At 67.7% G+C, this 25,136-nt stretch carries 21 protein-coding genes; 13 read left to right on the top strand and 8 right to left on the bottom strand.

The window, feature by feature from the left end:
* Positions 1-7 precede the first annotated feature (7 nt).
* Positions 8-316, bottom strand: a complete 309-nt coding sequence (locus tag A3ES_RS0135575; RefSeq protein ID WP_020391615.1) for a metal-sensitive transcriptional regulator — start codon at positions 314-316, stop codon at positions 8-10.
* Positions 317-497: 181 nt separating this feature from the next.
* Here A3ES_RS0135575 and A3ES_RS0135570 point away from each other — a divergent pair, with 181 nt between their 5' ends.
* The 4 genes from A3ES_RS0135570 (at position 498) to A3ES_RS0135555 (ending at position 4,362) form a co-directional block, all read left to right on the top strand.
* Positions 498-1,163 (top strand): RNA polymerase sigma factor, encoded by a 666-nt coding sequence (locus A3ES_RS0135570; RefSeq protein ID WP_020391614.1) that lies wholly within the window; start codon positions 498-500, stop codon positions 1,161-1,163.
* Positions 1,156-2,196, top strand: a complete 1,041-nt coding sequence (locus tag A3ES_RS0135565) for a CU044_5270 family protein (protein ID WP_020391613.1) — start codon at positions 1,156-1,158, stop codon at positions 2,194-2,196. The genes A3ES_RS0135570 and A3ES_RS0135565 overlap by 8 nt, the downstream gene beginning before the upstream one ends.
* Before the next feature lie 229 nt (positions 2,197-2,425).
* The gene (locus A3ES_RS0135560; RefSeq protein WP_020391612.1) at positions 2,426-3,382 is read left to right on the top strand and encodes an ATP-binding cassette domain-containing protein; all 957 of its coding nucleotides are present in this window, start codon (positions 2,426-2,428) and stop codon (positions 3,380-3,382) included.
* On the top strand, positions 3,379-4,362 hold the full coding sequence (locus A3ES_RS0135555; RefSeq protein ID WP_020391611.1) for an ABC transporter permease subunit: 984 nt from the start codon (positions 3,379-3,381) through the stop codon (positions 4,360-4,362). The genes A3ES_RS0135560 and A3ES_RS0135555 overlap by 4 nt, the downstream gene beginning before the upstream one ends.
* On the opposite strand, the gene A3ES_RS49555 is transcribed toward A3ES_RS0135555, so the two are convergent.
* Positions 4,359-6,995: a YfhO family protein gene (locus A3ES_RS49555; protein ID WP_020391610.1), complete on the bottom strand. Its 2,637-nt coding sequence runs from the start codon at positions 6,993-6,995 to the stop codon at positions 4,359-4,361. The genes A3ES_RS0135555 and A3ES_RS49555 overlap by 4 nt on opposite strands.
* Before the next feature lie 124 nt (positions 6,996-7,119).
* Here A3ES_RS49555 and A3ES_RS0135545 point away from each other — a divergent pair, with 124 nt between their 5' ends.
* On the top strand, positions 7,120-8,130 hold the full coding sequence (locus tag A3ES_RS0135545; RefSeq protein WP_020391609.1) for a glycosyltransferase family 2 protein: 1,011 nt from the start codon (positions 7,120-7,122) through the stop codon (positions 8,128-8,130).
* Positions 8,131-8,207: 77 nt separating this feature from the next.
* On the opposite strand, the gene A3ES_RS0135540 is transcribed toward A3ES_RS0135545, so the two are convergent.
* Complete coding sequence (locus A3ES_RS0135540) at positions 8,208-9,287, bottom strand: ABC transporter ATP-binding protein (protein ID WP_020391608.1); 1,080 nt, start codon at positions 9,285-9,287, stop codon at positions 8,208-8,210.
* Between the two features lie 234 nt (positions 9,288-9,521).
* On the opposite strand from A3ES_RS0135540, the gene A3ES_RS0135535 reads away from it, so the two are divergent.
* Entirely contained in the window at positions 9,522-10,541 is a 1,020-nt protein-coding gene (locus tag A3ES_RS0135535; protein ID WP_020391607.1) for a LacI family DNA-binding transcriptional regulator, read from the top strand.
* A gap of 226 nt (positions 10,542-10,767) precedes the next feature.
* Here A3ES_RS0135535 and snpA read toward each other — a convergent pair whose 3' ends face one another.
* The 3 genes from snpA to A3ES_RS49550 form a co-directional block, all read right to left on the bottom strand.
* A complete protein-coding gene (gene snpA, locus A3ES_RS0135530) occupies positions 10,768-11,424 on the bottom strand; it encodes a snapalysin (RefSeq protein ID WP_020391606.1) in 657 nt (218 codons plus the stop codon).
* A 170-nt stretch (positions 11,425-11,594) separates the two neighbouring features.
* Positions 11,595-12,071 (bottom strand): redox-sensitive transcriptional activator SoxR, encoded by a 477-nt coding sequence (soxR, locus tag A3ES_RS0135525; protein WP_020391605.1) that lies wholly within the window; start codon positions 12,069-12,071, stop codon positions 11,595-11,597.
* Positions 12,072-12,123: 52 nt separating this feature from the next.
* Positions 12,124-12,450, bottom strand: a complete 327-nt coding sequence (locus A3ES_RS49550; protein ID WP_083933906.1) for a TetR-like C-terminal domain-containing protein — start codon at positions 12,448-12,450, stop codon at positions 12,124-12,126.
* 375 nt (positions 12,451-12,825) lie between these two features.
* On the opposite strand from A3ES_RS49550, the gene A3ES_RS0135510 reads away from it, so the two are divergent.
* The gene (locus tag A3ES_RS0135510; RefSeq protein WP_020391602.1) at positions 12,826-14,862 is read left to right on the top strand and encodes a DEAD/DEAH box helicase; all 2,037 of its coding nucleotides are present in this window, start codon (positions 12,826-12,828) and stop codon (positions 14,860-14,862) included.
* Between the two features lie 56 nt (positions 14,863-14,918).
* Here A3ES_RS0135510 and A3ES_RS0135505 read toward each other — a convergent pair whose 3' ends face one another.
* On the bottom strand, positions 14,919-16,034 hold the full coding sequence (locus A3ES_RS0135505) for a beta-eliminating lyase-related protein (protein ID WP_026163505.1): 1,116 nt from the start codon (positions 16,032-16,034) through the stop codon (positions 14,919-14,921).
* A gap of 128 nt (positions 16,035-16,162) precedes the next feature.
* On the opposite strand from A3ES_RS0135505, the gene A3ES_RS49545 reads away from it, so the two are divergent.
* Entirely contained in the window at positions 16,163-17,098 is a 936-nt protein-coding gene (locus A3ES_RS49545) for a neutral zinc metallopeptidase (protein ID WP_157630913.1), read from the top strand.
* Here A3ES_RS49545 and A3ES_RS0135495 read toward each other — a convergent pair.
* On the bottom strand, positions 17,095-17,685 hold the full coding sequence (locus A3ES_RS0135495) for a TetR/AcrR family transcriptional regulator (RefSeq protein ID WP_020391599.1): 591 nt from the start codon (positions 17,683-17,685) through the stop codon (positions 17,095-17,097). The two genes, A3ES_RS49545 and A3ES_RS0135495, sit on opposite strands and share 4 nt — an antisense overlap.
* A gap of 140 nt (positions 17,686-17,825) precedes the next feature.
* On the opposite strand from A3ES_RS0135495, the gene A3ES_RS0135490 reads away from it, so the two are divergent.
* From A3ES_RS0135490 to A3ES_RS0135470, 5 genes are all read left to right on the top strand, one after another.
* Positions 17,826-21,020: a penicillin acylase family protein gene (locus A3ES_RS0135490; RefSeq protein WP_020391598.1), complete on the top strand. Its 3,195-nt coding sequence runs from the start codon at positions 17,826-17,828 to the stop codon at positions 21,018-21,020.
* 27 nt (positions 21,021-21,047) lie between these two features.
* Complete coding sequence (locus A3ES_RS0135485) at positions 21,048-21,656, top strand: YbjQ family protein (protein ID WP_020391597.1); 609 nt, start codon at positions 21,048-21,050, stop codon at positions 21,654-21,656.
* Complete coding sequence (locus tag A3ES_RS0135480; RefSeq protein WP_020391596.1) at positions 21,646-23,013, top strand: GH1 family beta-glucosidase; 1,368 nt, start codon at positions 21,646-21,648, stop codon at positions 23,011-23,013. Before A3ES_RS0135485 ends, A3ES_RS0135480 begins: the two co-directional genes overlap by 11 nt.
* A complete protein-coding gene (locus A3ES_RS0135475; protein ID WP_026163504.1) occupies positions 23,010-24,248 on the top strand; it encodes an MFS transporter in 1,239 nt (412 codons plus the stop codon). The genes A3ES_RS0135480 and A3ES_RS0135475 overlap by 4 nt, the downstream gene beginning before the upstream one ends.
* Positions 24,249-24,321: 73 nt before the next feature.
* Complete coding sequence (locus tag A3ES_RS0135470) at positions 24,322-24,843, top strand: gamma carbonic anhydrase family protein (protein ID WP_020391594.1); 522 nt, start codon at positions 24,322-24,324, stop codon at positions 24,841-24,843.
* Positions 24,844-25,136: the final 293 nt, after the last annotated feature.

The following is a 25,136-nucleotide window of genomic DNA, read 5'->3' as shown; positions in this document are numbered from 1 at the left end:
GACTGGTTCAGCTGCGGACGAGACGGGCGATCGCGTCGGAGGCCTCGCGGACCTTCTCCTCCGCCTCCGCGCCGCCCCGCTGCGCGGCCTCGACCACGCAGTGCGACAGGTGCTCGTCCAGCAGTTCCAGGGAGAAGGACTGCAGGGCCTTCGTGGCCGCCGAGACCTGGGTGAGGATGTCGATGCAGTACTTGTCCTCCTCGACCATCCGCTGCAGGCCGCGAACCTGCCCCTCGATCCGGCGGAGCCGCTTCAAGTGGCTGGTCTTCTCCGAGGTGTACCCGTGCACGTGCTCGGCGTTCTCTTCGGTGGTCATCGCGGTCCTCTTTCTCCCAACTGCTACCCCTGCGGGGTATGCCGACACCAAGAAAGTACCCCCTATGGGTATCCAGCGCAAGTCCACACCGAATACCCATAGGGGGTACTGCGTACTGCGGGTCGGCGACCCCGCGCCGTCCTACCGTGAACGTGGCGGCGCCCGTCGGGCAACAACAGTCATGAGAGCGATCCGCTACGACAGCCCGGAGGCTGACATCGGCACACACGGCGGTCCGTCGCCTGGCGAAGACCCGGCCCCACCTGGCGAGGACCGGCCCGAGCTCGGCGGCCTGGACGCGGATGTGGAGTTCGGCCGCCTTTTCGACACCTATGCCGCGCCACTCCACCGCTACCTCGCTCGCCGCGTGGGGGCGGAACACGCCCACGACCTGGTCAGCGAGACCTTCCTGACGGCGTTCAGGCAGCGCGGGACCTACGACCCCGCCGTAGCCGCCGTTCGAGGCTGGCTCTACGGCATCGCGACAAACCTCGCCCGGCGGCACGTCCGCCAGGAGATCCGGGGGCTGCGGGCATCGGCCCGCGTGGACGGCAGGACTGCGGCGTACCAGCCCTCCCATGACGGGTCGGTCGCCGATCGCGTGGACGCCCAGACGATGGCACGGCGGATCGCACCGGCGATCGCGGACCTGTCGGATGGCGGCCGCGACGTCCTGCTCCTGACCTCCTGGGCCGAACTGTCGACCGTGGAGGTGGCCGACGCGCTCGGCATCCCGGTCGGCACCGTGCGCTCGCGGCTGCACCGAATCCGCCGCCAACTGCGCACCAAGGCCGTCACCGACCACCTGACAGCAGCCGAAGTACCGGAGGCGATGCACCATGACTGATGACAAGCTGACCAACCTGTGGTCCGAAGACGACCTCGACCGCGCCCTCGGCGCTCTGCACGGCGACGTCCGGACCGACCAGGCCGAGCTCGACACCACCCGCGCCACCTTTCTGGCAGCCGTCAATCGTCCGGTACGCCGGAAGCGCGGCTGGGCGTATGCGCTGACGGCAGCCGCCGCGGTGGTCACCCTCGTCGCCACTGGCTTCGTGGTCACGACGAACTCCCCAGGCGGCACGGCCGAGGCGAAGGCCGGACTGAACGCCGCGGCGGATCATGTCGTCGCCAAGGATCCGGTGATCCCGCCAGGCAAGTACCGCTACCGGGTCAGCCACGCCTGGAACTACGGCATGACGGAGACCAGCCCGAACAAGGGCGTCAGCTACCTCGAAGAGTCGCTGATCGAAACCTGGATCCCCGCCGACCGCAGCCAGGAGTGGATGGAGCGCGGCGTGCAGACGGGCAACCGGAAGCTGATCAGCGGTACCCAGCAGGAGCTCGAGTTCGTCAACAGGTTGATGGCTGACAGCAAACCCGAAGTACGGCGGGCCAAGTGTGGCGACTTCTACCTGAACGAAGGCGAACAGCCGTGCGCCCGGGCCGGCAGCTGGCAGGACCCGACGCCTGAGTGGGCCGCCGGCCTGCCGCGCGACCCGAAGGCCTTGTACCAGCGGCTGAAGAAGGACTCTCCGCGCAACAGTCGCGGCGAGACCGAACTGCTCGTGTACGCCGCGGATGCGCTCCGCACCGGCGATGTGCCGGCCGACGTGCGGTCCGCGCTGTACCGGGCGCTGGGCTACCTCGACCACCTCGAGGTGTCGGATCGTGCGGCCAATCTGGCGGGCAAGACCGGCATCGCCTACGGCAGTGACGACGGCACGGAACGCCAGGAGATCATCATCGATCCGCGCACCGGCGACTTCATCGGCGAGCGCGATGTCGTCACCAGCGGCAAGGATCGCGGCCGGGTGATCGGCTTCAGTTCGGTAGCCACCAGCATCGTCGACCGGATCGGGGTCCGCCCGAGCCGCTGACCGGCCTGGCCGCCCACCCCTGGGTTCATTCGCCCCCTTTTCACCCTCTTTGGACCTTCCCCGTCGACTGCGGGCCGGCGAAGAGGGTGAAAAGGGGGCGAATGAACCGGAGGTGGGTGGCGCCGGAATGTCTGTTGAGGCAGCGGAGCAACAAACCCGGCGGGCTGGACGTCTCCCTCTGCAAGGATGAGTGTCCCCCTCGCCGAGGGGGGCAGACGAGAGGGGCGGCATGCCTGACCTGGCGATCCGTACGCAGGCGCTGCGGAAGACGTACCGGACCCGGCGGGGCAAGCGGGTGGTCGCGGTCCAGGGGCTGGATCTGGAGGTGCCGATCGGCGGGGTGCACGGCTTCCTCGGGCCGAACGGCTCGGGCAAGACGACCACGATCCGGATGCTACTCGGACTGGTCCGGGCCGACGCCGGCACGATGACCGTGTTCGACCAGGTGGTGCCGGACCGGCTGCCGGACATCGTCGGCCGGGTCGGCGCGATCGTCGAGTCGCCCAAGTTCTTCCCCGCCTTCAGCGGCCGCAAGAACCTCGAGCTGCTCGCCGACGCGATCGGCGCGCCACGTCAGCGGGTCGGCGAGGTGCTCGCCGAGACCTCGCTGAACGACCGCGGCAAGGACAAGTTCAAGAGCTACTCGCTGGGCATGAAGCAGCGGCTGGCGATCGCCGCCACGCTGCTGAAGGAACCCGACCTGCTGATCTTCGACGAGCCCACCAACGGCCTCGACCCGGCCGGCATCCGGGAGATCCGCGAGACCATGCGCTACCTGGGACAACAGGGCCGGACCGTCCTGGTCAGCAGTCACATCCTGGCCGAGGTCGAGCAGGTCGCCGACACCGTCTCGATCATCGGCCACGGCCGGTTGCTTGCCTCCGGCACCGTTGCCGAGGTGATCGGCGGGAGCGGCAAGCCCACCGTCAAGGTCGCCCTCGACACCGCGGCCGGTGAGCATGCGGCCAACCAGGAGCGCGCGACCTCGATCCTCACCTCGGCCGGCCTGTCGGTACGGGCCGAAGGCAAATACCTCTTCGTCGACGGAGCCGAGCACTCCGCCGACGTGACCAGGAGGCTCGCCCAGCAGGAGTTGTACGTGTCAGAGCTGATCCCGGTTCGTGCCGGCCTGGAGTCCGTCTTCCTCGAACTGACCGCCGACGAGGGTCTGGGAGGTCAGCAATGATCCGGCTCACCGGCGTCGAGCTCCGCCGGCTGATCGCCCGCCGGCTCACCGTCATCGGCGTGGGCGGGGTGCTGATCATCACCGCCCTGCTGCTGTTCGCCGTCTGGCGTGACGCCCAGCCGATGTCGGCGGCCGAGCAGCGGCAGAACCAGATCTACCTCGAGGAAGCCCAGAAGGACTGGAAGCTGAACGGCGCGCAGTACCAGAAGGACTGTGAGGCGCAGTACCAGTCGCAGCCCGACCCGAAGCCCTCCCTCAAGGAGTTCTGCCCGGGGCCGCCGACGATCGACCAGTTCGGCAAGCCGGAGGTGGTGTTCGCCGAGCTGATGCCGGACCTGCTCCAGGGAGTGTCCTATCTGCTGGTGGGGATCGCGTTCCTGGTCGGCGCGAGTTTCGTCGGCGCGGAGTTCAGCAGCGGGGCGATCGGCAACTGGCTGACGTTCGAACCGCGGCGGATGAGGGTCTACGGCAGCAAATTGCTGGGTGGCGCGATCGGGTTCGTCCCGGTCGCGGTGGTGGTCGTCGCCTTCTTGACGCTCGGTGCGTTCGTGATCGTGGACCAGCTCGGGAACACCGCCAGTACGACGGGCAAGGTCTGGGGCGATCTGAACGAGACGTCCGGCCGGATCGTGCTGATGACGGCGGTGGGAGCCGCGCTCGGCGGCGTGGTCGGGGTGCTGCTGCGGCACACGGCGGCCGCGATCGGCCTCGTGATGGGGTACTTGATCCTCATCGAGGGCGTGTTCGGCAGCTTCCTGACGAAGGCTCAGCCCTGGCTGGTGCGGCTCAACTTCGACGCGTTCATCGGCCACGGAGCGACGTACTGGGTCCAGCAGTGCGAAAGCTCAGGGGGCAGCTACTCGTGCACCAGCGTCGAGAAGCACGTGTCCTTCGAGCATGGCGCTTGGTACCTCGGCATCACGGCCGTGGCGCTGGTCGTGCTCGGTGCACTGGTCTTCCGCCGCCGCGACGTCAACTAGCTAGCCGTCCTCCGACGTCGAAGCAGCGGGATCAGCACGAGGGCAAGGGTGATCAGGACAGCACCGCCACCGGCTGCCAGGCCGAGATCCAGGCCTGGTGGCCGGTAGCTGCAACTGACCTTCTCGGCCCGCTCTGGCAACTGCACGGCGAGGAGGCCGCCCAAATCGGTGGGCTCCTGCGCTTTGCCGCCGTCAACCGAGCAACGCCAGCCGGGGAGTCGCGGTACGGCGACGACCGCGAACCCCGTGCTGCCAGGCGGCAGTGTTGCGTCGATCGAATGCCCGCCGGTCTTCACGTCGGTGGCGCCTGACGATCGCAGGGCAGCGACAGCGGCCTTGAGCTTGGCCGCATCGAGACAACCCAGAGCGCCGGTCACCGGCAGCGGTCCTGGCGAGTCGAAGATCTTGATCTCCGCGACCGCCACCCCGCTCGCTGGGGTCGGCCCGAGCTGAAGCATTGCGCTGCTCGTGTTGATGCCCGGCCGTCGGGGCGCGAGGAGCTGCTGCCACTTGCTGTCCGCTCCCATCCGCGCCTCACCGGAGACTCGCGGCAGGCTCAGGAACACGGTCGACCCAACCGGGCACCGCGCAGTCAGCGTGACCAGCCCGTCGCCGGTCTTGCGTCCCTTGTACTCCGGTACGTCGTACACCTTCGCGCCCAGAAGCCTTTCCTGGAAGGCGAAAGCGCTGTCCGGCTGGGCCGTGTTGTCGGCCGGCTTGGGGTGCACGGTGACCGGCGGCGGTACGTCGGCGCGCTGGACGGTGCCGTCCTTGAGCTTGGCGCCGATGGAGAAGATGGCATCCGTGACCGGGTTGTCGAGGGCGTACGTGGCGCGGCCGTAACCCGACCAGCCGAAGCCGAGCTCGGTCAGCGTGTGGCTGAGGCTCGCGGGCAACAGACTGCTGTAGAACCCAGCGCCTTGACCACCCAGCAACATCGGGTCGTTGGAGGTGAGCGACGTCCCGGGATCGGTCCGGTACTGCGGCCAGTTGGATGCCTCACGCAACTTGTCGGCCAGCTCGCTTTGGCGCGGTCCCCACGGGGGCACTTTGGCGAACAGGAGCTTGCTCCGTTGCTGGTCGACGACCACGGCGGTCCAGGTGAGCTCCACCCCGACCGCGGCGAGGACCGCTATGCCTGCGACAAGAGCGACCAGGCGCGGGCGACCGGCGTACCGGATGGCTAGTAGTACCAGCAGCATCAGCACGCCTGAGCAGATGAGCACGGTGATGCTGCCATTGGTCAGCAGGGGACTGTCCTGGCTGACGAGCGCCAGCGTGACCACGAGTGCCGTTCCACCGGTCAGGGCGATCCAGCTCGGTGTGCGCTCGGCGACCGACAACCAGGCGGCGATCACGAGAATCGCGCAGAGGACGAAGCCCTGCCGGTACTGGCTTCCGTTCGGGGTGTCGAAGCCGTGCCAGATCTCTTGGGTCGGCTTCCAGAGGAACGAGGCGCCGACGAGCACGGCCAGCAGGGTCCAGGCGATCCGCGTGACGGCTTTGACCGAACCGTTGAACGGTAGCGTCGCGGCGAGCACCAGGGCCGCAGTACCGACGTACAGGCCGGCGCCGCGGCCGACGCCTTCGGAGAGCGGGAGGAGTCGCGAGAAGAAGTTCTCCAGCGGGACGGGCACGAAGATGCCTGCGGGGGAGGGGGCGGCCAAGCCGTTGGCCTTGAAGAGCGGGATCAGGACCGGGGCCGACAGCGCCAGACCGAGGACGGTCGAGAGGGCGTGGCGTAGTACTGCGCGAAGCCTGTCCAGCCAGCTCAGCTCGCTGGTCAGCACGCGGACCAGCAGGATCAGGATGGCGGCGATCGTCGCCATGTAGGCGGTGTAGAAGTTGGACACCCAGAAGACCGCGATCACCAGGACGCTCAGCATTAGATGCTTGCGTTTGAGCGACCACTCGACGACCAGACAGAACATCGGCAGCGCGATCAGGCCGTCCAGCCACATCGGTACGTAGGCGCCGTCGTCGATCGCCCATCCACACAGCCCGTACGACGCTCCGAGGGCCGCCGCCAGCCACCACGGGCCGGGGCGCATCCGCATGAGCAGCAGGGCCATTGCGGCGGCTGCCAACGCCAGCTTCAGCGTGGTGATGACGAAGACGGCGAGGTCGATGTCGTCCCGCGGGAACAACACCACCAGGAACGACAACGGGCTGCCTAGGTCGACGCCGTAGTCCGCAAGGAACCCGACCCCGAAGCCGCTCTGCCAGTTGAACAGCAAATCGCCCTGCGCGTTTCCCGTCAGCACATCCCACAAGTGCGCGAAGAACGGAACGTACTGCGTGCCCAGATCGTTGGTACTCCGCGACGCGTCCCCGAACGGAAACGTCCCCCGGAACATCCCCGCCACCACAAACCCCAACGCCGCCACAACTCCGGCAACCAACGCCGCAAACGTGGTGCCACCCTCAACCGCAGGCTCACCCTCCACCGCACGCTCTTCGGTGGTGGTGCCATCCTCCATCGCAGGCTTTTCGGTGCTGCCACCCTCCACCGCACGCTCTTCGGTGGTGCCATCCTCCATCGCAGGCTTTTCGGTGCTGCTGTTGTTTGCCTTGGGCGCCTTTGGGGTGGGGTCGGTGGTGGAGGGCGGCTGCTGGTGGTCGTCCGACTGCAAGGATCGTCCTCCGGGAAGTGAATTCGAGCCGCGCCCCCGCGCACCGGACACCCGATTCCGGTCCGGCGGTTAACCCCGCCCAGGCTACACTCCTGGCCTGGTGGTCGATCTCCCCTGGAGTGCAATGCGGCTGACGCTGGTAGTTCCCTGTTTCAACGAGGCCGACGTGATCGCCCGGTTCCACCAGGCCGTCAGCCGGGAACTGGCCGGCACCGAAGCGCCGTACGAGATCATCTATGTCGATGACGGCAGCAACGACGGCACGCTCGACGCGCTGCTCGAGATCGCCGCCGCCGACCCGGCCGTGCGCTACCTGTCCTTCAGCCGGAACTTCGGTAAGGAGGCGGCCATGCTCGCCGGTCTGCGGCACGCCGGCGGCGACGCCGTGATGCTGATGGACGCCGACCTGCAGCACCCGCCGGAGCTCATCGGCCGGATGCTCGAACTGCACGCTCGCGGGTTCGACCAGGTGATCGCGCGCCGGACCCGGGCCGGCGATCCCGCCACCAGGACGCTGCTCGCCCGCGCCTACTACTGGCTGATCAACCGCTGGGCCGACGTCGAGCTCGTCGACGGGGTCGGCGACTTCCGGATGATCTCGCGGCGCGCGGTCGACGGGTTGCTGAAACTCGAGGAGAACAACCGGTTCTCCAAGGGCCTGTTCGCCTGGATCGGCTTCGACTCGATCGTCTTCGAGTACGAGAACGTCCAGCGCGAGGGCGGCGGCCGGAGCAGGTGGTCGTTCCGCAAGCTCTTCGAGTACGGCCTGGACGGGTTGTTGTCGTTCAACAACAAGCCGCTGCGGGCCGCGATCTACGTCGGCATGGTGCTCACCATGGTCGCCGTGGTCTACGCGATCTGGGTGATCGTGGTGGCGGCGACCCAGGGTGTGGAGATGCCCGGTTACGTCACGCTGATCGCCGCGATCACCGGGCTGGGCGGGCTGCAGATGGTGATGCTCGGGGTGATCGGTGAGTACATCGGCCGGATCTACTACGAGACCAAGCAGCGCCCGCACTACCTGGTCAAGGAGAGCAACCTGACCCCGCCGGGCGTAGTACTGGGTGGTGCCGCCACCTCCACCTACCGGCTGAACAGCCGGCCGGACGAAGTACGGCTCGACCAGCCCGATTGAGATCACGTGCAAGGCAAACGCCGGCCCCGGGTGGACGAACCACCCGGGGCCGGCGTACGCAGTACCGGTCCTGAGAATCAGGCGGTGAGGCGCGCCTCGGTGGAAGCCGAGAACAGGTGCAGCTTGTCGGGCTGAGCGGCCAGGTGGATGGTCGAGCCCTTCTCGACCTTCATCCGGGCGTCGATCCGGGCGACGATCTGCTGGTGCTCGTTGTTGTGCTCGGCGGTGCCGTACAGGAACGCGTCGGCGCCGAGCTCCTCGATCACGGCGACCTTGACCGGCAGGCCCTGGTCGGCGACCTTGAAGGCCTCCGGCCGGACGCCCAGCGTCAGGGTCTTGTCGCTACCGGCCTTCGCCAGCAGGGAGCGCTCGACCGGGACGGTGTAGTCGCCCAGCTTGGCGCCGCCCTCGACCAGGTCCGCGTCGAGCAGGTTCATCGCGGGCGAGCCGATGAAGCCGGCCACGAACTTGTTCTTCGGGTTGTCGTACAGGTTCAGCGGGGTGTCGACCTGCTGGAGCAGACCGTCCTTGAGTACCGCGACCCGGTCGCCCATCGTCATGGCCTCGACCTGGTCGTGGGTGACGTAGACGGTGGTGACGCCGAGACGCTGCTGCAGCTCGGCGATCTGGGTACGGGTCTGGACGCGCAGCTTGGCGTCGAGGTTCGACAGCGGCTCGTCCATCAGGAAGACCTGCGGGTTACGCACGATGGCGCGCCCCATGGCGACGCGCTGACGCTGACCACCGGAGAGCGCCTTCGGCTTGCGGTCGAGGTACTCCTCCAGGCCGAGCAGCTTGGCGGCCTCCATCACGCGCTTGGCGCGATCTTCCTTGGAGACACCCTGCATCTTCAGCGCGAAGCCCATGTTGTCCGCGACGGACATGTGCGGGTAGAGCGCGTAGTTCTGGAACACCATCGCGATGTCCCGCTCTTTCGGTGGACGGTGGGTGACGTCGCGGTCGCCGATGTAGATCGAACCTTCGTTGACCTCTTCGAGGCCGGCGAGCATCCGGAGCGAGGTGGACTTGCCGCAACCCGACGGGCCGACGAGGACCATGAACTCGCCGTCCTCGATCTCGAGGTTGAGCTTGTCGACGGCGGGGGTTTCGGTGCCCGGGTAGACCCGGGAAGCCGCCTTGAACGAGACAGTAGCCATGACTGTTACCTTCCTTCACCGGCAGGAACGTGCCGGACGATCCGAGTAAAGGCCCCCAGGCCGGGGGTGCGCCCATCCTCACCTGAGCCGCAGCTCCTGACAAGGTGTACGGCGTGTGAGATGTCCGTACTGTTCACTACTTGGACACTTCTGCGCAGGATCGGCGCCGGACGGCTCTGCAAGTTCTTGCAACATCTTGCTGCAAATTCAGTGACCGGTGGGTAAAGTGCCGCCGTGAGCAGTAGAGCGAGGCTGGCCGACATCGCGGTCAAGGCCGGCGTCAGCGAGGCGACGGTGTCCCGGGTCCTGAACGGCAAACCGGGCGTCGCGGACGAGACCAGACAGGCGGTGCTGACCGCTCTCGACGTGCTCGGCTTCGAGCGGCCGACCCGGCTGCGGCGCCGCTCGGCCGGGCTGATCGGGCTGGTGATGCCGGAGCTGATCAACCCGATCTTCCCCGCCTTCGCTCAGGTGATCGAGTCGGCCCTGTCCCAGCGCGGCTACACCCCGGTGCTGTGCACGCAGTCGCCTTCCGGTGCCACCGAGGAGGAGTACGTCGAGATGCTGCTCGAGCGCGGCGTCTCCGGCATCATCTTCGTCTCGGGTCTGCACGCGGACACCGGCACGGACCACGGCCGGTACCAGTCGCTGGTGGAGCGCAATCTCCCCGTCGTCTTCGTGAACGGCTGGCTGCCGGGCGTCGAGGCGCCCTTCATCTCCTGCGACGAGTACGCCGCGATGGAACTCGCCGTCTCGCATCTGGTTGCCCTGGGCCACAAACGGATCGGTTTCGCCTCCGGGCCGGAGCGCTTCACCGTCGTGCAGCGCAAACTCGCCGGCTACCGCACCACGATGAAGGCACAACTCGGCCTGACCGACGCGGACCTCGACGAGCTGGTGGAACTGAGCATGTTCGGCGTCGAGGGCGGCCACGCCGCGGCCCAGCGCCTCCTCGACGCCGACGTCAGCGCTGTCGTCTGCGGCTCCGACATGATGGCGCTCGGCGTCATCCGAGCAGCCCGGCAACGTGGCCTCGACATCCCCACCGGCCTCTCGGTGGTCGGCTACGACGACGCCCCGATGATGGAGTTCACCGACCCCCCGATGACAACGGTCCGCCAGCCCGTCAACGCAATGGCCCTGGCCGCGGTCCAATCCCTACTCGAAGAGGTCCGCGGCCACACCACCCCCCACACAGAATTCCTCTTCCGCCCAGAACTGGTAGTCCGCAACACCACCGGCCCGCACCGCTAGACCCGGACCGCCACCACTCACAAACCTGCCGTGGCCGGCGCGACGCCCGCTCACGCACGCCTGGCCAGAGCTGGTCAGGCGAGGTTTGTGAGTGGCGGCGGTCCGGGCAGCCGACCGCGCGGGGCGGTCGGTCGGCTGGGGTGGGGCGTGCGGCGTACTGGGGAAGGACTCCGGCCCGGAGCCGTCCCCTGCCGGGCGGTCCGGGCCGGAGGCTCTGGGGGCTACCTCACTTCGAGGTGTGGAAGGCTGCCTTCTCGCCAAGGCTGCTGAATCCGTTGGCCCACAGCGTGTTGACCCGGCTGCGCTCGTTGGCGTCCGGGGTCGCGTTGGTGCAGGACGGGCCGGGGCCGCCGCCGGACATCAGTTCGCTGCACGGGCCGGAGTAGTGGTCCGGCAGGCCGAGCACGTGGCCGGTCTCGTGGGCGGTGATCCGGGTCGGGTCGTACTGCTGCGACTGGGCGTAGTCCAGGAAGATGTAGCCGCTGCCGTGGCCGTCCGTGGACGCGTACGAGCCGCGCGGGTCGTTGCCCTCGGTGTAGTAGAAGTCGTAGTTGCTGCCCTCGACGAGGGTCACGTTGCTGACCGAGGAGTTCCAGATCGACGTACTGGAGTTGATCTGGGACTGGAAGGTCGGGGCATCGACCGCATAGGTGACGGTGACCGCGGCAGCCTTGTTTCCGGCCTTGGCTTGTTTCGCGCGAGCGGACTTGATCACCGCGTCGTAGAAGGCCTTGGTGGCCGCCTCGTCCAAGGGCGAACCGGTGTACGCCGCGATGCTGGCCGGCGTGGAGGTAGTCGTGCTCGGCGCTTCGGCCGCAGGGGCGGCGGCCGCGAAGGCAGGGACGGCCAGGGCGGCTGCTGCCAGCCCGGCCAGGGAAGTCATGATACGGCGATGCGACATGGAGGGCCTCACTCCGTGATCTGTGGCGGAAAGCGATCGGCGGATTACTGATCGCTACAGATCGGGATGTTGCCAAGGCTTGAAGAAATCCACATCAGATCGGGAAAAAGGCAGGGGTTAACCCGCGTTCGCCACCGCTGGCGGTATGTCCTTCATAACTCGCCAGGTATGCCGACGTTCAGAATGCGGGCACCCGGTCCACGTTCGGCCAGCCGGTCGGCCTTGTTGTAGAGGTTGCAGCGCTGCAGGCTGAGGCAACCGCAGCCGATACAGCCGTCGAGATCGTCGCGGAGGCGCTCCAGTTCGGAGATCCGCTCATCGAGGCGGCTGCGCCAGGACTTCGACAGCCGGCTCCAGTCGGCCCGGGTCGGGGTGCGGTCGTCGGGGAGCGAGTCGAGCGCCGCCTTGATCTCGGCGAGCGCCAGTCCGACCCGCTGCGCGGCCTGGACGAATGCGATCCGGCGCAAGGTACTGCGCAAGTACTGCCGCTGGTTCCCGGCCGTCCGCCGGGAGTTGATCAGGCCCTGGTCCTCGTAGAACCGCAAGGCCGACGCGGCGACACCAGAACGATGAGCGATCTCCCCGATCGAGAGCCAGTGGTCCTTGCTGGGAATGGTGTCCTCGGCCATGCCTTCAGCGTAGGCCGCCCACACAAGACCTGAAGGACACTTGAAGCCTGCACTAGTCGCGCGTCAGCAGGGCCAGCCGCTCGATGATCGATTCCTGCAGGCCGGCCGGCCAAGGAAACAAGGAGGCGGCCACCTGCAACTGGGCGAACCCGTGCAACCCGACCCAGAGCGCGGCCGCATCAGTCGCCGGGTCCGAGCTGGTCGACCGGCCGGCCGCGACACAGTCGGTCAGCGCCTGCTCAAGGATGCCGAAGGCACCCATCCCCAGCACTGCGAGGTCTGGCGCCATCGCCGGTGCTCGCTCGATCGACTGGCTGGCATCCCAGGCCGCACCGAACAAGATCCGGTACCGACCGGGCAACCGCTGCGCGAAGTCCAGGCGCGCCGAGCCTGTCCAAGGACATGCATCCGGTCTTCGTCCCGCTGATCTCCGCCGCGGCGGTCGCCGTGATCGTCGCCTGCTACGCCCTCCGGCGGCGGCTACCGGCCGTGGTCAAAGCCTGAGCTGAGACGGGGTATACTTTTCGGGTCGGTGCGCGAGTCGCGTCACCAGAGCATTTCCCAGGCGCTCCGACCCGTCGGTTTCAGCATCCCGCTGATGGACCACCGGCGACATGGGTGCAATCCGCGATAGCACCCGCAGGTCGATGCCTATCTCCTGCCCAGCACGGTTCAGTCCGGCCAAATAATTTTGGCCGGCGCTCGCGTGCGGCTCCGATCCGGCATCAGTCCGTGACGTTGAGAGAGAGATTGCGTGTCCCAGCACCACCAGGACCAGTTCGTACCCGCCGAAGGCTCCGAGGCCGCCGGCCAGAAGAAGCCCCGGCACAAGAAGTTCCAGACCCAGTCGTACGGCGAGCGGATGGCCGCTGAGCTGGACGCACCGAACACCCCCGGCACCGAGCGCAGCTCAGCCCGGGTCGAGAAGGCTGCCCCCGCTCCCGAGCGTCGCGGCGGCCCCTCGCAGTACTCCGACCGTGGCAGCCGCGGCGAGCGCCGTGACGCCCCGGTGAAGGGTTACCGCTCCGAGCGGACCCCGAACCGCAGCACCGACAACCGTTCTTCCTACCCGAAGAGCGCCCAGCCGACTTCGTCGTACCCGAAGAGCAGCTACCAGGGCTCCTCGGACAAGCCGGCCGTCCGCAACGACCGGGACAGCCGTGGTTTCGACCGCGACCGTCCGGCTCGCGACGACCGCCCCGCGCGCAGTTTCGACCGGACCGACCGTCCGGCTCGCAGCTTCAACCGTGACGACCGTCCGGCCCCGCGGACCAACGACCGGGACAGCCGTGGTTTCGACCGCGACCGTCCGGCCCGTAGCTACGACCGCAGCGACCGTGCCTACGACCGCCCCGAGCGGAAGTTCGAGCCGATCGAGGACCTCGGCGAGGTTGCCGAGGGCAATGGCTTCGCCGCGCTCGGCCTCGCGCCGCGGCTGGTGCAGCGGATGGCCAAGGACGGCATCACCCAGCCGTTCCCGATCCAGGAAGCGACCATCCCGGACGCACTGGCCGGCAAGGACGTGCTCGGCCGCGGTCAGACCGGTTCGGGCAAGACGCTCGGCTTCGGTCTGCCGACGCTGATGCGGCTGGCCGGTGGCCACACCGAGTCGCGCCGTCCGCGCGGCATGGTGCTGGTGCCGACGCGTGAGCTCGCCATGCAGGTGCACGACGCGCTCGAGCCGCTCGCCCACGTGATGGGTGTCTCGATCAAGCTGATCGCGGGCGGCCTGCCCTACCCGAAGCAGATCGACGCGCTGCGCCGTGGTGTCGACCTGCTGATCGCCACCCCCGGCCGGCTGATCGACCTGTGTGAGCAGGGCGCCGCCGACCTGGGTGCGGTCGAGGTCGCCGTCCTCGACGAGGCCGACCACATGTGCGACATGGGCTTCATGCCCGCCGTCACCACGCTGCTCGACATGACGCCGGCGACCGGTCAGCGGTTGCTGTTCTCGGCGACGCTGGACAACGACGTCGACACCATCGTGAAGACCTACCTGAAGGACCCGGTCACGCACTCGACCGAGTCCGGCCAGGCCACGGTGTCCACGATGGAGCACCACCTGCTCGTGATCGAGCCGGGCCACAAGCAGTCGCTGACGGCCGAGCTGGCCAGCCGCGACGGCCGCACCATCGTCTTCGTCCGCACCAAGCTGGGCGCCGACCGCGTCGCCACCCAGCTGCGCGACCGGGGTGTGATGGCCGCGGCACTGCACGGTGGCCTGACCCAGGGCGCGCGGAACCGCACCCTGGACCAGTTCAAGGACGGTTCGGTACCGGTGCTGGTGGCAACGGATGTCGCTGCTCGCGGCATCCACGTCGACGACGTCGGCCTGGTCGTTCAGGCTGACCCGCCGGCCGAGCACAAGGACTACCTGCACCGCGCCGGCCGTACTGCGCGCGCCGGTGGCAAGGGCGCCGTCGTCACGCTGCTCCTGCCGCACCAGCGTCGGGGCATGATCCGGATGGCCGAGTCGGCCGGTGTCGCGACCGAGCCGGTCCGCGCCCGTCCGGGTGACGGCCTGGTGACCGAGCTGACTGGTGGCACCAAGCCGTCGGGCTACCCGGTCAAGCTTCCGGCCCCGAAGCCGACGCGTGGTAGCGGTGGCTTCAACAAGGGTGGCAAGCGGTTCGGCGGCGGTGGCCGTTCGAATAGCCGTGGCTACGAGGGTCGCGGTGGCTATGAAGGCCGTGGCGCCAGCGGCGGCAGCCGTCGTCCGGAGCGCTCCAGCAGCGGCCCGCGCCGTACCGAGGGCAACCGCTACGAAGGCGGCAAGGCCTTCCAGCGCTGACGTTTCAGCTACACACAGAATCCCGGTGACCCTTGCGGTCACCGGGATTCTTGCTGTCAGTCGGCCTTTTCTGTTGCCTGCAGCTCCATCGCGAGCCGGGTCAGGATGATCTCCAGCTCGTCGGCGTCGAGGGGGACGAGCTCGAGAACCAGTTGGCCTTCGAGGCTTCGGTCGGTCATGACGAAGATCGGCGGCGTACCGGCCTCCAGCTCCGCGGCCAGCGTTGTGGCATCGATGCCGCCGGACACCGTCAAAAGCACACGTGACAAGGGCAGACCAGCCGGATCAGGCAGTACTTCGGCAGCGAGCCCGGGCAGCTCGTTGGCCCCGGCAACGAATGCGATCACCTTGGCGGCCTGGTCGGCCTCCCACTTGGCCCGGTCCATCGCGTGCCATTCCTCCAGCGCCGCGAGCACACCGACGATCGCTTCCTTCGTCGGCTTCATCCCGCGCCCGATTCCCTTCTCCTGCGCGCGAACGGCCCGCACCAGTCGATGGGTTCCGACCACCAGACCAGCGGTCGGCGCGGCCAGATACTTCTGCGCGCTGATCAGTACCGCGTCCGCTCCGGTCGCCAGGAGGTCCGCAGTACGGGGGAACTGTCCTGCTCCGTCGATGATGGCGGGAACGCCTCGGCGGTGCGCGGCTCGTACCGCGGCGGTCAGATCCATTGGCTCGCTCGTGACGAGTCGCGACGACACCAGCAGCAGGCAGGCGATGTCCGGACCGGCCAGCGCATCGTCCAGATCGTCAATGCTGCAACGGTTTTCGTCGCCTGCCAGCGTCACGCTGGCGCCTGCCAGGCGGATCGCTTGCACGACCGACTGGCCGTAGTCGACGACCTGTCCGGCGGGCAGGATGACGCGGTTGTGCATGTCGCTGGTGTCCGGCAGCGTCGCGATCCGGTCCGGATCCGTACCGGCCATGGCGGCCGCGACGGCGAGTGTGATCGCGGCTGAGGTGCAGTGGGTGATCGCGCCGGCCTGGGCGCCGGTGGAGTGGGCGATGGCCTCGCTGGCGCGATCGGCGAGCTCGCCCATGACGAAGAACTCGGGGAGCGCCTCCGCGACGGCCGCGGCGACTCCGGCCGAGCTGCGCGAGACTCCGAGCGGTGTGTAGGTCCCCCTGGCGTTGATGACCTCGGTCAACCGATGCCGCTCATGTGTGCCCATGGTGCGAATCACCATAGTGGCTCTGAGCATCGGTCTGCCATGACTTCGTCACTAAAAGTTGCTGGGAGAGACCGAGAGCAACTTCTTGGTTCTGGTCTGTGGTCTCGGCGGCGGGATATGGTCTGGCGGTGGGGAACAGCCGGGGTAGCCGCGTCGTGTTGGTCTGTGCGGCGCTCGCGGTTGCCGCGGGCTCCGGGGTGATCGCCGCTCGGTTGGCGGACCAGAGTCTGGATGCGGGACGACTCAGTGGTTCCACCCCGACCGGTACGCCGACGTCACTCGCCCCGAGCGCGCCTCCCGGCGTACCGGAGACGCCGACTCCGTCGGAGACGACTGCTACCGAGGAGCCCATAGTCACGCAGAACCGCTTGGTCCTGCAGAGCAGGCTCTACAAGGTCGGTCGCATCCCTGCCTCTCGCTGCAAGGAGCCATCGGCCAGGCCGACTTCACTGGCCAAGGTCAGGCTCTACTACACGCAGTACCTCGAATGCCTGAACAAGGCATGGGCGCCAGTGATGCGCGAAGCCGGCTTTCCCTTCCGCGCACCCAAGCTGGTTGTGTACGCCGGCCGCTCGGCCAACTCGTACTGCGATCTGACCAGCACAGCCGTGTACTGCGACGGCACGATCTACATGAGTGCCGACTACGACCTGAAGAACTACGCGACCTACGACCCGCTCTGGTCGCGGACGACGATGGCGTTCCTGATCGCCCACGAGTACGGGCATCACGTCCAGGCGATGGCCGGCATCCTGCAGGCGTCGCACTCCCGCGAGATGGTCCTCAGCAACACGACGATGCAACTGCTCGAGAGCCGGCGCCGCGAACTCCAGGCGTCTTGCCTGAGCGGCGTCTATCTAGGCGCCGACAAGCAGTTCTTCCCGGCCCGCGGTTCCTGGCTGCTGAAGTGGAAGTGGACTGTCCGCAACCGCGGCGACGAGTGGAACCCGAAGCGCACGCACGGCAACAAGAACAACCACAGCCGCTGGTCCCGGGCCGGCTTCGAGGCCGCCGATCCCGCCGCCTGCAACACCTTCATCGCCAAGCCAGCGACTGTTTCCTAGACAGCCAGCGCGAGCAGTTGCTCGGCGAACGTCTCCAGCGTCTGTACTGCGGACGCCGTGTCGCGATCGACCAGCCAGCCGAGCGTCACCCCATCGGTGACGGCCAGCGTCATCCGCGCGAGCTGCTCCGCGGGCACCTTCCAGTCGGCCCCGGTCGCTTGCGAGATCTCGGCGAGGATCGCCTCGATCCCAGCCAGCTGACTCGCCCGTTGCTCGCGGGCGAGCGGCTCGGTCTCCGCGTTGCGCAACGCCCAGCTCGTCAGCTCGTACGTCAGCAGCTGCGCCTCGGGTGTCGTCTCGACCAGCTGCCAGAAGCCGAGGAACGCGTTTCGCACGCTGGTGGCCAGATCGCCGCCGGGCGCGATCGCCGACCGCGCGGCCACCACCTGGGCGTCCGCGATCACCCGGATCACCTCGTGCAGCAACTCCTCCTTGGACCGGAAGCAGTAGTGCACGATGCCGACCGAGATGCCGAGCTCCTGCGCGATCCGCCGCGTCGTGGTCGCGGCCAGTCCTTCCCTCGTCGCGACCTGGATCGCCGCTTGGACGAGGTCAGCGCGCCGCTCCTGCGCGGGTACCCGGGGCATCGGACTCCTCTCGACCGCTTTCACAATACGGCCATCAGGTCAAGCGTCCAAGACTCTTGACCTAAAGCTACTAGTGAGTCATTGTCAGTTTTTGACGATCCCTGCCGTCATCAGCCCGAAGATGCTTCTAGGGAGGACCCGTGACGCGCCGCCCCGCTCAGCTCACCCGCGTTGTCCGTACGACGACCGCCGCGCTCACCGTCAGCGCAGTACTGGCGGCCGGCCTGTCCGGTACCAGCCAGGCCAGACCGGCAGCAGTCACCGCAGCCGCCCCCGTCGACTACTGCGTCGGGCAGTGCTCGGACATCCTGCCGCCGGGTCAGAACGGCAACGCGACCTTCGCGGATCTCCTTCTTTTCCAGGGGTTCGGGGTCAGGCCGCCGCACTTCAGCGACACCGTCAAACCTTATGAGCGACTGGCCTGGAACTCCCAGGGCGTCACCGACGAAGGCCTCGATCCGTACTTCGACGACGCGTCCTTCGGCGTCCAGCCGGCCGACGTCGCGAGCACCGTCAAGCCGCGCGCCGACGTCACCATCGTGCGCGACAAATCCCGTGGCATCCCGCACATCACCGGCACCACCCGCGAGGGCACGATGTTCGGCGCCGGGTACGCCGGTGCGCAGGACCGGCTGTTCGTGATGGACGTCTTCCGGCATCTCGGTCGCGGCCAGCTGACCCCGTTCGCGGGCGGCGCGGCGGGGAACCGCGCGTTCGAGCAGGAGTTCTGGCGGACCGCGCCGTACACCGAGGCGGATCTGCAGAAGCAGTACGACGACGCCGACGAGCGCTACGGCGCGAACGGCCTGAAGATGCAGAAGGACATCCAGGCCTGGGTGGACGGCGTCAACCACTACATCAACACGGTCGGGATCGCCTATCCGGGCGAGTACGTCGCGCTCGGGTTGCCGACGCCACAGCCTTGGAAGGTGACCGACGTGGTCGCCACTGCGGCCGTTGTCGCCGGCATCTTCGGCACCGGCGGCGGTGGCGAGATGGCTTCCGCGCTCGCATTGCTGGAGGCGCAGGCGAGGTACGGCGTTGCCGAGGGCACCAAAGTCTGGGAGTCGTTCCGCTCGCAGAACGATCCCGAGGCGAACACCACCGTGCACAACGGAACCAGCTTCCCGTACGGCGTCACCGGCCCCAACCCGCCAGGCCGCGCGATGCCGGATCGCGGCTCGGTCACGCCGGAGCCGGACGTCATCGACCAGACCGGATCGGCCGGGCTGACGACGCTGAAACCCAAGAGCAGCGACGATTTCCAGCCACCGAAACGGGCCCAGGGCAAGGAATCGCTGCGGGGCATCTTCGACGGCGGCCTCTTCTCCAAGGGCTTCGGTCAGAAGGGCATGTCGAACGCGCTGCTGGTCTCCGGCCAGCACACCGAGAGCGGCAACCCGATCGCCGTCTACGGCCCGCAGACCGGGTACTTCGCACCGCAACTCCTGCTCCGCCAGGAGCTTCAGGGACCGGGTGTCAGCTCCCGCGGAGTCGCGTTCGCCGGGCTCAACTTCTACACGCTGATCGGCCGTGGGGCCGACTACTCCTGGAGCGCGACCTCGGCCGGTCAGGACATCACCGACACGTACGCCGTACCGCTGTGCGAGCCGGGTGGCGGTACTCCGACCAAGAACTCCACGCACTACGTGTTCCGCGGTCAGTGCGTGCCTATCGAGAAGCTGGAGCGGCACAACGCGTGGTACCCGAGCCTCGGTTCGTCGGAGCCCGCCGGGTCGTACACGTTGGTTGCCCAGCGCACGAAGTACGGGATCGTCACGCATCGGGGGACGGTCGCGGGCCAGGCGGTGCTGTTCACGAAGAACCGGTCGACGTACGGGAACGAGGCGGGATCGGCGCTCGGGTTCATGTTGTTCAACGATCCTGACGCGATCCACTCGGCGAGCGACTTCCAGGCGGCGGCGCAGAACATCGGGTACACGTTCAACTGGTTCTACACGGACAAGACCTCGATCGCGTACTACAACTCCGGCGACAACCCGGTACGGGCGGCCGGTGCCGATCCGAACCTGCCGACGTGGAGTTCGTACGAGTGGCAAGGCTGGAACCCGGCCACCAACCGGGCGACGTACACGCCGGCCGCGCAGCATCCGCAGGTGATCAACCAGGACTACCTGACCAGCTGGAACAACAAGCAGGCGCCGGGGTTCTCGGCCTCCGACGGTCAGTTCGGTTACAACGCGGTCTATCGCAGCCAGCCGCTGGACGACCGGATCAAGGCCGTGATCGGGTTCGGGCAGAAGTTCACCCGGGGCAAGCTGGTCGAGGCGATGGAGTCGGCCGCGACGGTCGACCTGCGTGCCGACCAGGTGTTGCCGTACATGTTGCGGGTGCTGAAGAGCGCGCCGATCACCGACCCGGCCGTGGCCGCTGCCGTCGCGAAACTGCAGGCCTGGCAGGCGGCTGGGAGTCACCGGAAGACGCCGAGCGAAGCGGTCAAGACGTACGACCATGCAGAGGCGATCCGGATTCTTGATGCCTGGTGGCCGTTGCTCGTGCCGGCCGAGTTCCAGGGGCTCGGGCCTGAGCTCTACAACGCGCTGGTGCGGGCCCAGAAGATCGACGAGCGGCCGGGTGCGCAGGGCTCTGCCTTCCAGACGGGCTGGTGGGGTTTCGTTCAGCGCGACCTGCGGAAGGTGCTCGGTGATCCGGTGAAGACGCCTCAGCCGGTGACGTTCTGCGGCGCTGGTTCGCTGGCGGCCTGCCGGACGGTGTTGGCAGATTCCTTGCTGGCGGCAACGAAGGTGCCGGCGGCGACGACGTACCCGGCGACCGGGGACTGCGCCGCGGGTGACCAGTTCTGTGCGGACCAGATCGTCCACCAGCCGATGGGCGGGATCACCCAGGACAGGATGGCGTGGGTCAACCGGCCGACGTACCAGCAGGTCATCGAGTTCCCGGCGCGGCGTGGTGATGACGTCAGCAACCAGGCGGTGGGGAAGACGGCGACCGCGAGCAGCTACGAGCGTGGGGTGTTCAACTCGCCACCGGCCAAGGCTGTCGATGGCGATCCGCGGACCCGCTGGGCGAGCGACTGGTCGGATCCACAGTGGCTCAAGGTCGACCTGGGCACCGAGCAGACGGTACGCCGGGTGGTGCTCCAGTGGGAGGCGGCGTACGGAACGGCGTACCGGATCGAGGTGTCGCGGGACAACGTGAACTGGCAGCAGGTCTCCGCGACCAGCAGTGGAAATGGTGGGGAAGATGTGGCGCGGTTCAGCCCGGTGCAGGCGCGGTATGTGCGGCTCACCGGGACGAAGCGGGCGACGTCGTACGGGTACTCGGTTTATGAGTTGCAGGTCTTCCGACAGTGACCCCCAGGTGCCTGGAAAGATGACGGCATGAACCAGAACTTTCCTCAGAACCCGAACCAGCCCTACCCGCCGCAGCAGGGGTACCAGCAGGGACCGCCGCCCGGCTACGCCCCGGGGTACCAGCAAGGTCCGCCGCCTCAGCAGGGCTATGGGCAGCAGCCTGGTCAGGGGCAGACGGGCTATGGGCAGGCGCCGGGTGGTTACCAGGCGGCTCAGCAGCAGAACGTGCCGAAGGTGGCGCCGCAGGGTTCGCCGTACCCGGTGCTCGTGTCGACGATGAACGACCTGCCGGGGTACACCGCGGAGAAGGTGTTCGGCGAGGTCTTCGGGCTGACCGTGCGGAGCCGCGACTTCGGGTCCAACTTCACCGCCAGCTTCCGGTCGCTGGCCGGCGGCGAGGTGCCGGAGTACACCCAGATGCTGGCCGAGTCGCGGCACGTCGCGGTGATGCGGATGTGCCAGATGGCTCAGCAGATGGGCGCGAACGCGATCCTCGCGATGCGGTTCGACTGCACCGAGATCGCCAACACGATGAGCGAGGTGGCGGCGTACGGCACGGCCGTCATCGTCCGGCCGATGGAGAAGCCCCGGCCGAAGGACAAGGTCGACAACGAGGATGATGCCAATGACAGCTGAACCGCTTGCCTTCGGCCCCGACTTTCTCTGGGGTGTGTCGACGTCGGCGTACCAGATCGAAGGGGCCGTGACCGAGGGTGGTCGCGGACCTTCGAGCTGGGACACGTTCTGTGCCGAACCCGGCCGGATCGTGAACGGCGACACCGGTGCGGTCGCTTGCGATCACTACCACCGGTACGCCGAGGACGTCGCGCTGATGCGGGACCTCGGGGTCGATGTCTATCGGTTCTCCTTCTCCTGGCCGCGGGTGCAGCCGGGTGGCAAGGGGCAGGCCAATGCGGCCGGGCTGGACTTCTACGACCGGCTGATCGACGAATTGCTTGCCGCTGGCATCAAACCCGCGCCGACCTTGTTCCACTGGGACACCCCGCAGGAGCTGGAAGACGCGGGTGGCTGGCTGAAGCGGGATATCGCCGACCGGTTCGCCGACTACGCGACGATCCTGGCGGAGCGGTTCGCGGATCGGGTGCCGTTGTGGATGACGATCAACGAGCCGATGGTGCTGACGCTGCTCGGGTACGCCGTCGGTGGGCACGCGCCGGGTCAGCAGCTCGGGTTCGAGGCGTTGCCGGTGGCGCATCACCAGCTGCTGGCGCACGGGCGCGCAGTACAGGCGTTGCGGGCGGGTGGCGCGTCGAACATCGGGATCGCGTCGAACCACGCACCGACTTGGCCGGCCAGTGACAGTCCTGAGGACGTCGAGGCGGCCGGGCTGTACGACAACCTGATCAACTGGCTCTTCGCCGATCCGATCCTGCTGGGGGAGTACCCGTCGGGCATCGGCGACGGCATGCCAGGGCCTGTCGCCGAGGACCTGGAAATCATCTCCACGCCGATCGACTGGTTCGGGCTCAACCACTACGCGCCGGTTCGCGTCGGCGCGCCGACCGGCAACCCCGACACAGCCGCCACCGACGGGATCCCGATCCCCGAAGGCCTTCCCTTCGAGCCGCGAACGCTGGACGGCTACCCGAAGACGGACTTCGGCTGGCCGATCGTTCCGGACGCGTTCGGCGAGATCCTGCGCACCTTCAAGACCCGGTACGGCGACCGGTTGCCGCCGCTCTACATCACCGAAAACGGCTGCGCGATCAACGACGAGCCGGTCGACGGAGTGGTAGACGACCAGCGCCGGATCGACTACCTGGACGGCTATCTGCGGTCGCTGAAAGGCGTGATCGACGAAGGCATGGACATCCGGGGCTACTTCCAGTGGTCGCTGCTCGACAACTTCGAATGGTCAGTCGGCTACACCCAACGCTTCGGCCTGATCCATGTCGACTACAAAACCCTCAGCAGAACCCCCAAGGCTTCGTACCACTGGTACCGCGACCTGATCACCAAGAACCACCAATGACCCACGCGCCAGGCCCCCTCGCTCTTGCTGAGCCGGTGGTTGCTGTTCGGGGGCGGTGGACTACTGCGGTGGTGCTGGCCAATGTCGGTGTCTTCGCGGCGTTTCTCGGGCCCATTCAGGTCTTGCTGGCTAAGCAGTCCGAGACCGTTGCTGGGAGCAACAAGGAGTTCGTGTTCGGACTGGTGACCGGGATCGGGGCCGCCGTCTCGGTGGTGGCCAATCCCTTGGCAGGTGCGGTTTCCGACCGGACCGGATCGCGCTTCGGTCGGCGAGCGCCTTGGGTCCTAGGTGGTGCATTGGGTGGCGCGGCCGGGCTCCTGGTGCTCGCCGGCGCGCAGACGATCGCGGTGATGGTGGTCGGCTGGTGCCTGGTGCAACTGTTCTGCAATGCGTTGCTGGCGGCAATCACCGCCGCAGTACCGGATCGGGTGCCGAAGGTACAGCGCGGCGTGGTCGGCGGTTGGGTCGCGCTGGCCCAGACCCTCGGCGCGCTGGTCGGAGTGGGCCTCGCCACCGTCGTCGGAGGAGTCGGCGTTGGCTACCTCGCCTGTGCCGGGTTCCTCCTGCTCTCAGTGATCCCGTACCTCGTCCGCAGCGGCGATCAACGCCTGCCATCGAAGCCGCCGCTCGTCTGGCGAGAGTTCGTGAAGAGCTTTTGGGTGAGCCCACGCCGGTACCCGGACTTCGGCTGGGCGTGGCTGACCCGCTTCCTGCTCAACGTAGGCAACGCGCTCGGCACGCTCTACCTGTTCTACTACCTCCAGGACGCGGTCGGGTACGCCGACCCCGACACCGGAGTACTGATTCTCACCGCGATCTACAGCCTCTGCGTGATCCTCACCGCCGTCTGGTCCGGCAGTTGGTCCGACCGGATCGGCCGGCGGAAGATCTTCGTCATCTGGGCCGGGGTCGTGATGGCCGCGGGCGGCATGGTGCTCGCGATCTGGCCGACCTGGATCGCCGCGATCATCGGCGCGGTGATCCTCGGCGCCGGCTTCGGCGTCTACCTGTCCGTCGACTTCGCCCTGCTCACCGAGGTCCTGCCGAACGCCCGCGACCGCGCGAAGGACCTCGGCGTCGTCAACATCGCCAACTCCCTACCCCAGGTGATCGCCCCAGCCATCGCAGCCCCGGTCGTCAAACTCCTCGGCGGCTACCCCGTCCTCTACACATTGGCGGCCGCGGTAACCCTCGCGGGCGCAGTACTGGTGAGGAAAGTGAAGTCGGTCGCGTAGTGCCCGGTGTCCGAGGTTCTTTGGCGCTTGCGGCGCCAAACAACCTCGGACATCGGGCACTAGTCTGCTGACCATGCCGCTGTATTCCTTTGAGGGCGTCAGCCCGACCGTGCACCCGGAAGCCTGGATCGCGCCGACCGCCACCCTGGTCGGGGACGTGGTCGTCGAGAAGGACGCGTCGATCTGGTACGGCGTGGTGATCCGCGCCGATCTCGGCCGGGTGATCATCCGCGAGGGCGCCAACATCCAGGACAACTCGGTGATCCACGTCGGCAGCGGGATCTGCGAGGTCGGCAAGAACGCGACCGTCGGTCACCAGTGCCTCGTCCACGACTGCACGATCGGCGAGCAGGCGCTGATCGGCAACGGCGCGATCGTGCTCGACGGCGCCGTCGTCGGCGCCCGCACCCTGATCGCGGCCGGCGCCACCGTCACACCCGGCTCCGTCATCCCCGAGGAATCGGTCGCCCTCGGCAGCCCGGCCAAGAAGATCATCCCGCTCGAAGGCACCGCCAAGCTCTTCGTGGACCACAACGCCACCGTCTACCACCACCTAGCCCGCCGCCACGCAGCTTCCGCCAAGCAGGTCGGCTAGCCCCCGCCACCACCGGCCCATGCATGTCATCTTTGAGCACCCACCAGTCACCAGCTCGCCAAATTGCCGCCTACCCGGTGCCCAAGGTCACGCCCGCTCGGGGGTGAGCGCTGACTTTGAGCACCCACCAGTCACCAGCTCGGCAAGTTGATGCCTACCCCATGCCCAAGGTCGCGTCCGGCCGGTGATCGCTGACTTTGGGCACCGGGTAGTCACCGGTTCGGCGGCTGTGTGTCGGCTCCGTGCCCAAGGTCGCGTCCGGCCCGGTACGAGCGCTGACTTTGGGCACCGGG

The sequence above is a fragment of the Kribbella catacumbae DSM 19601 genome (assembly GCF_000372465.1).
GTDB classification, from domain to species: domain Bacteria; phylum Actinomycetota; class Actinomycetes; order Propionibacteriales; family Kribbellaceae; genus Kribbella; species Kribbella catacumbae.
The sequence above is the reverse complement of the archived record's forward strand: the minus strand, read 5'-3'. Positions and strand labels throughout refer to the sequence as shown.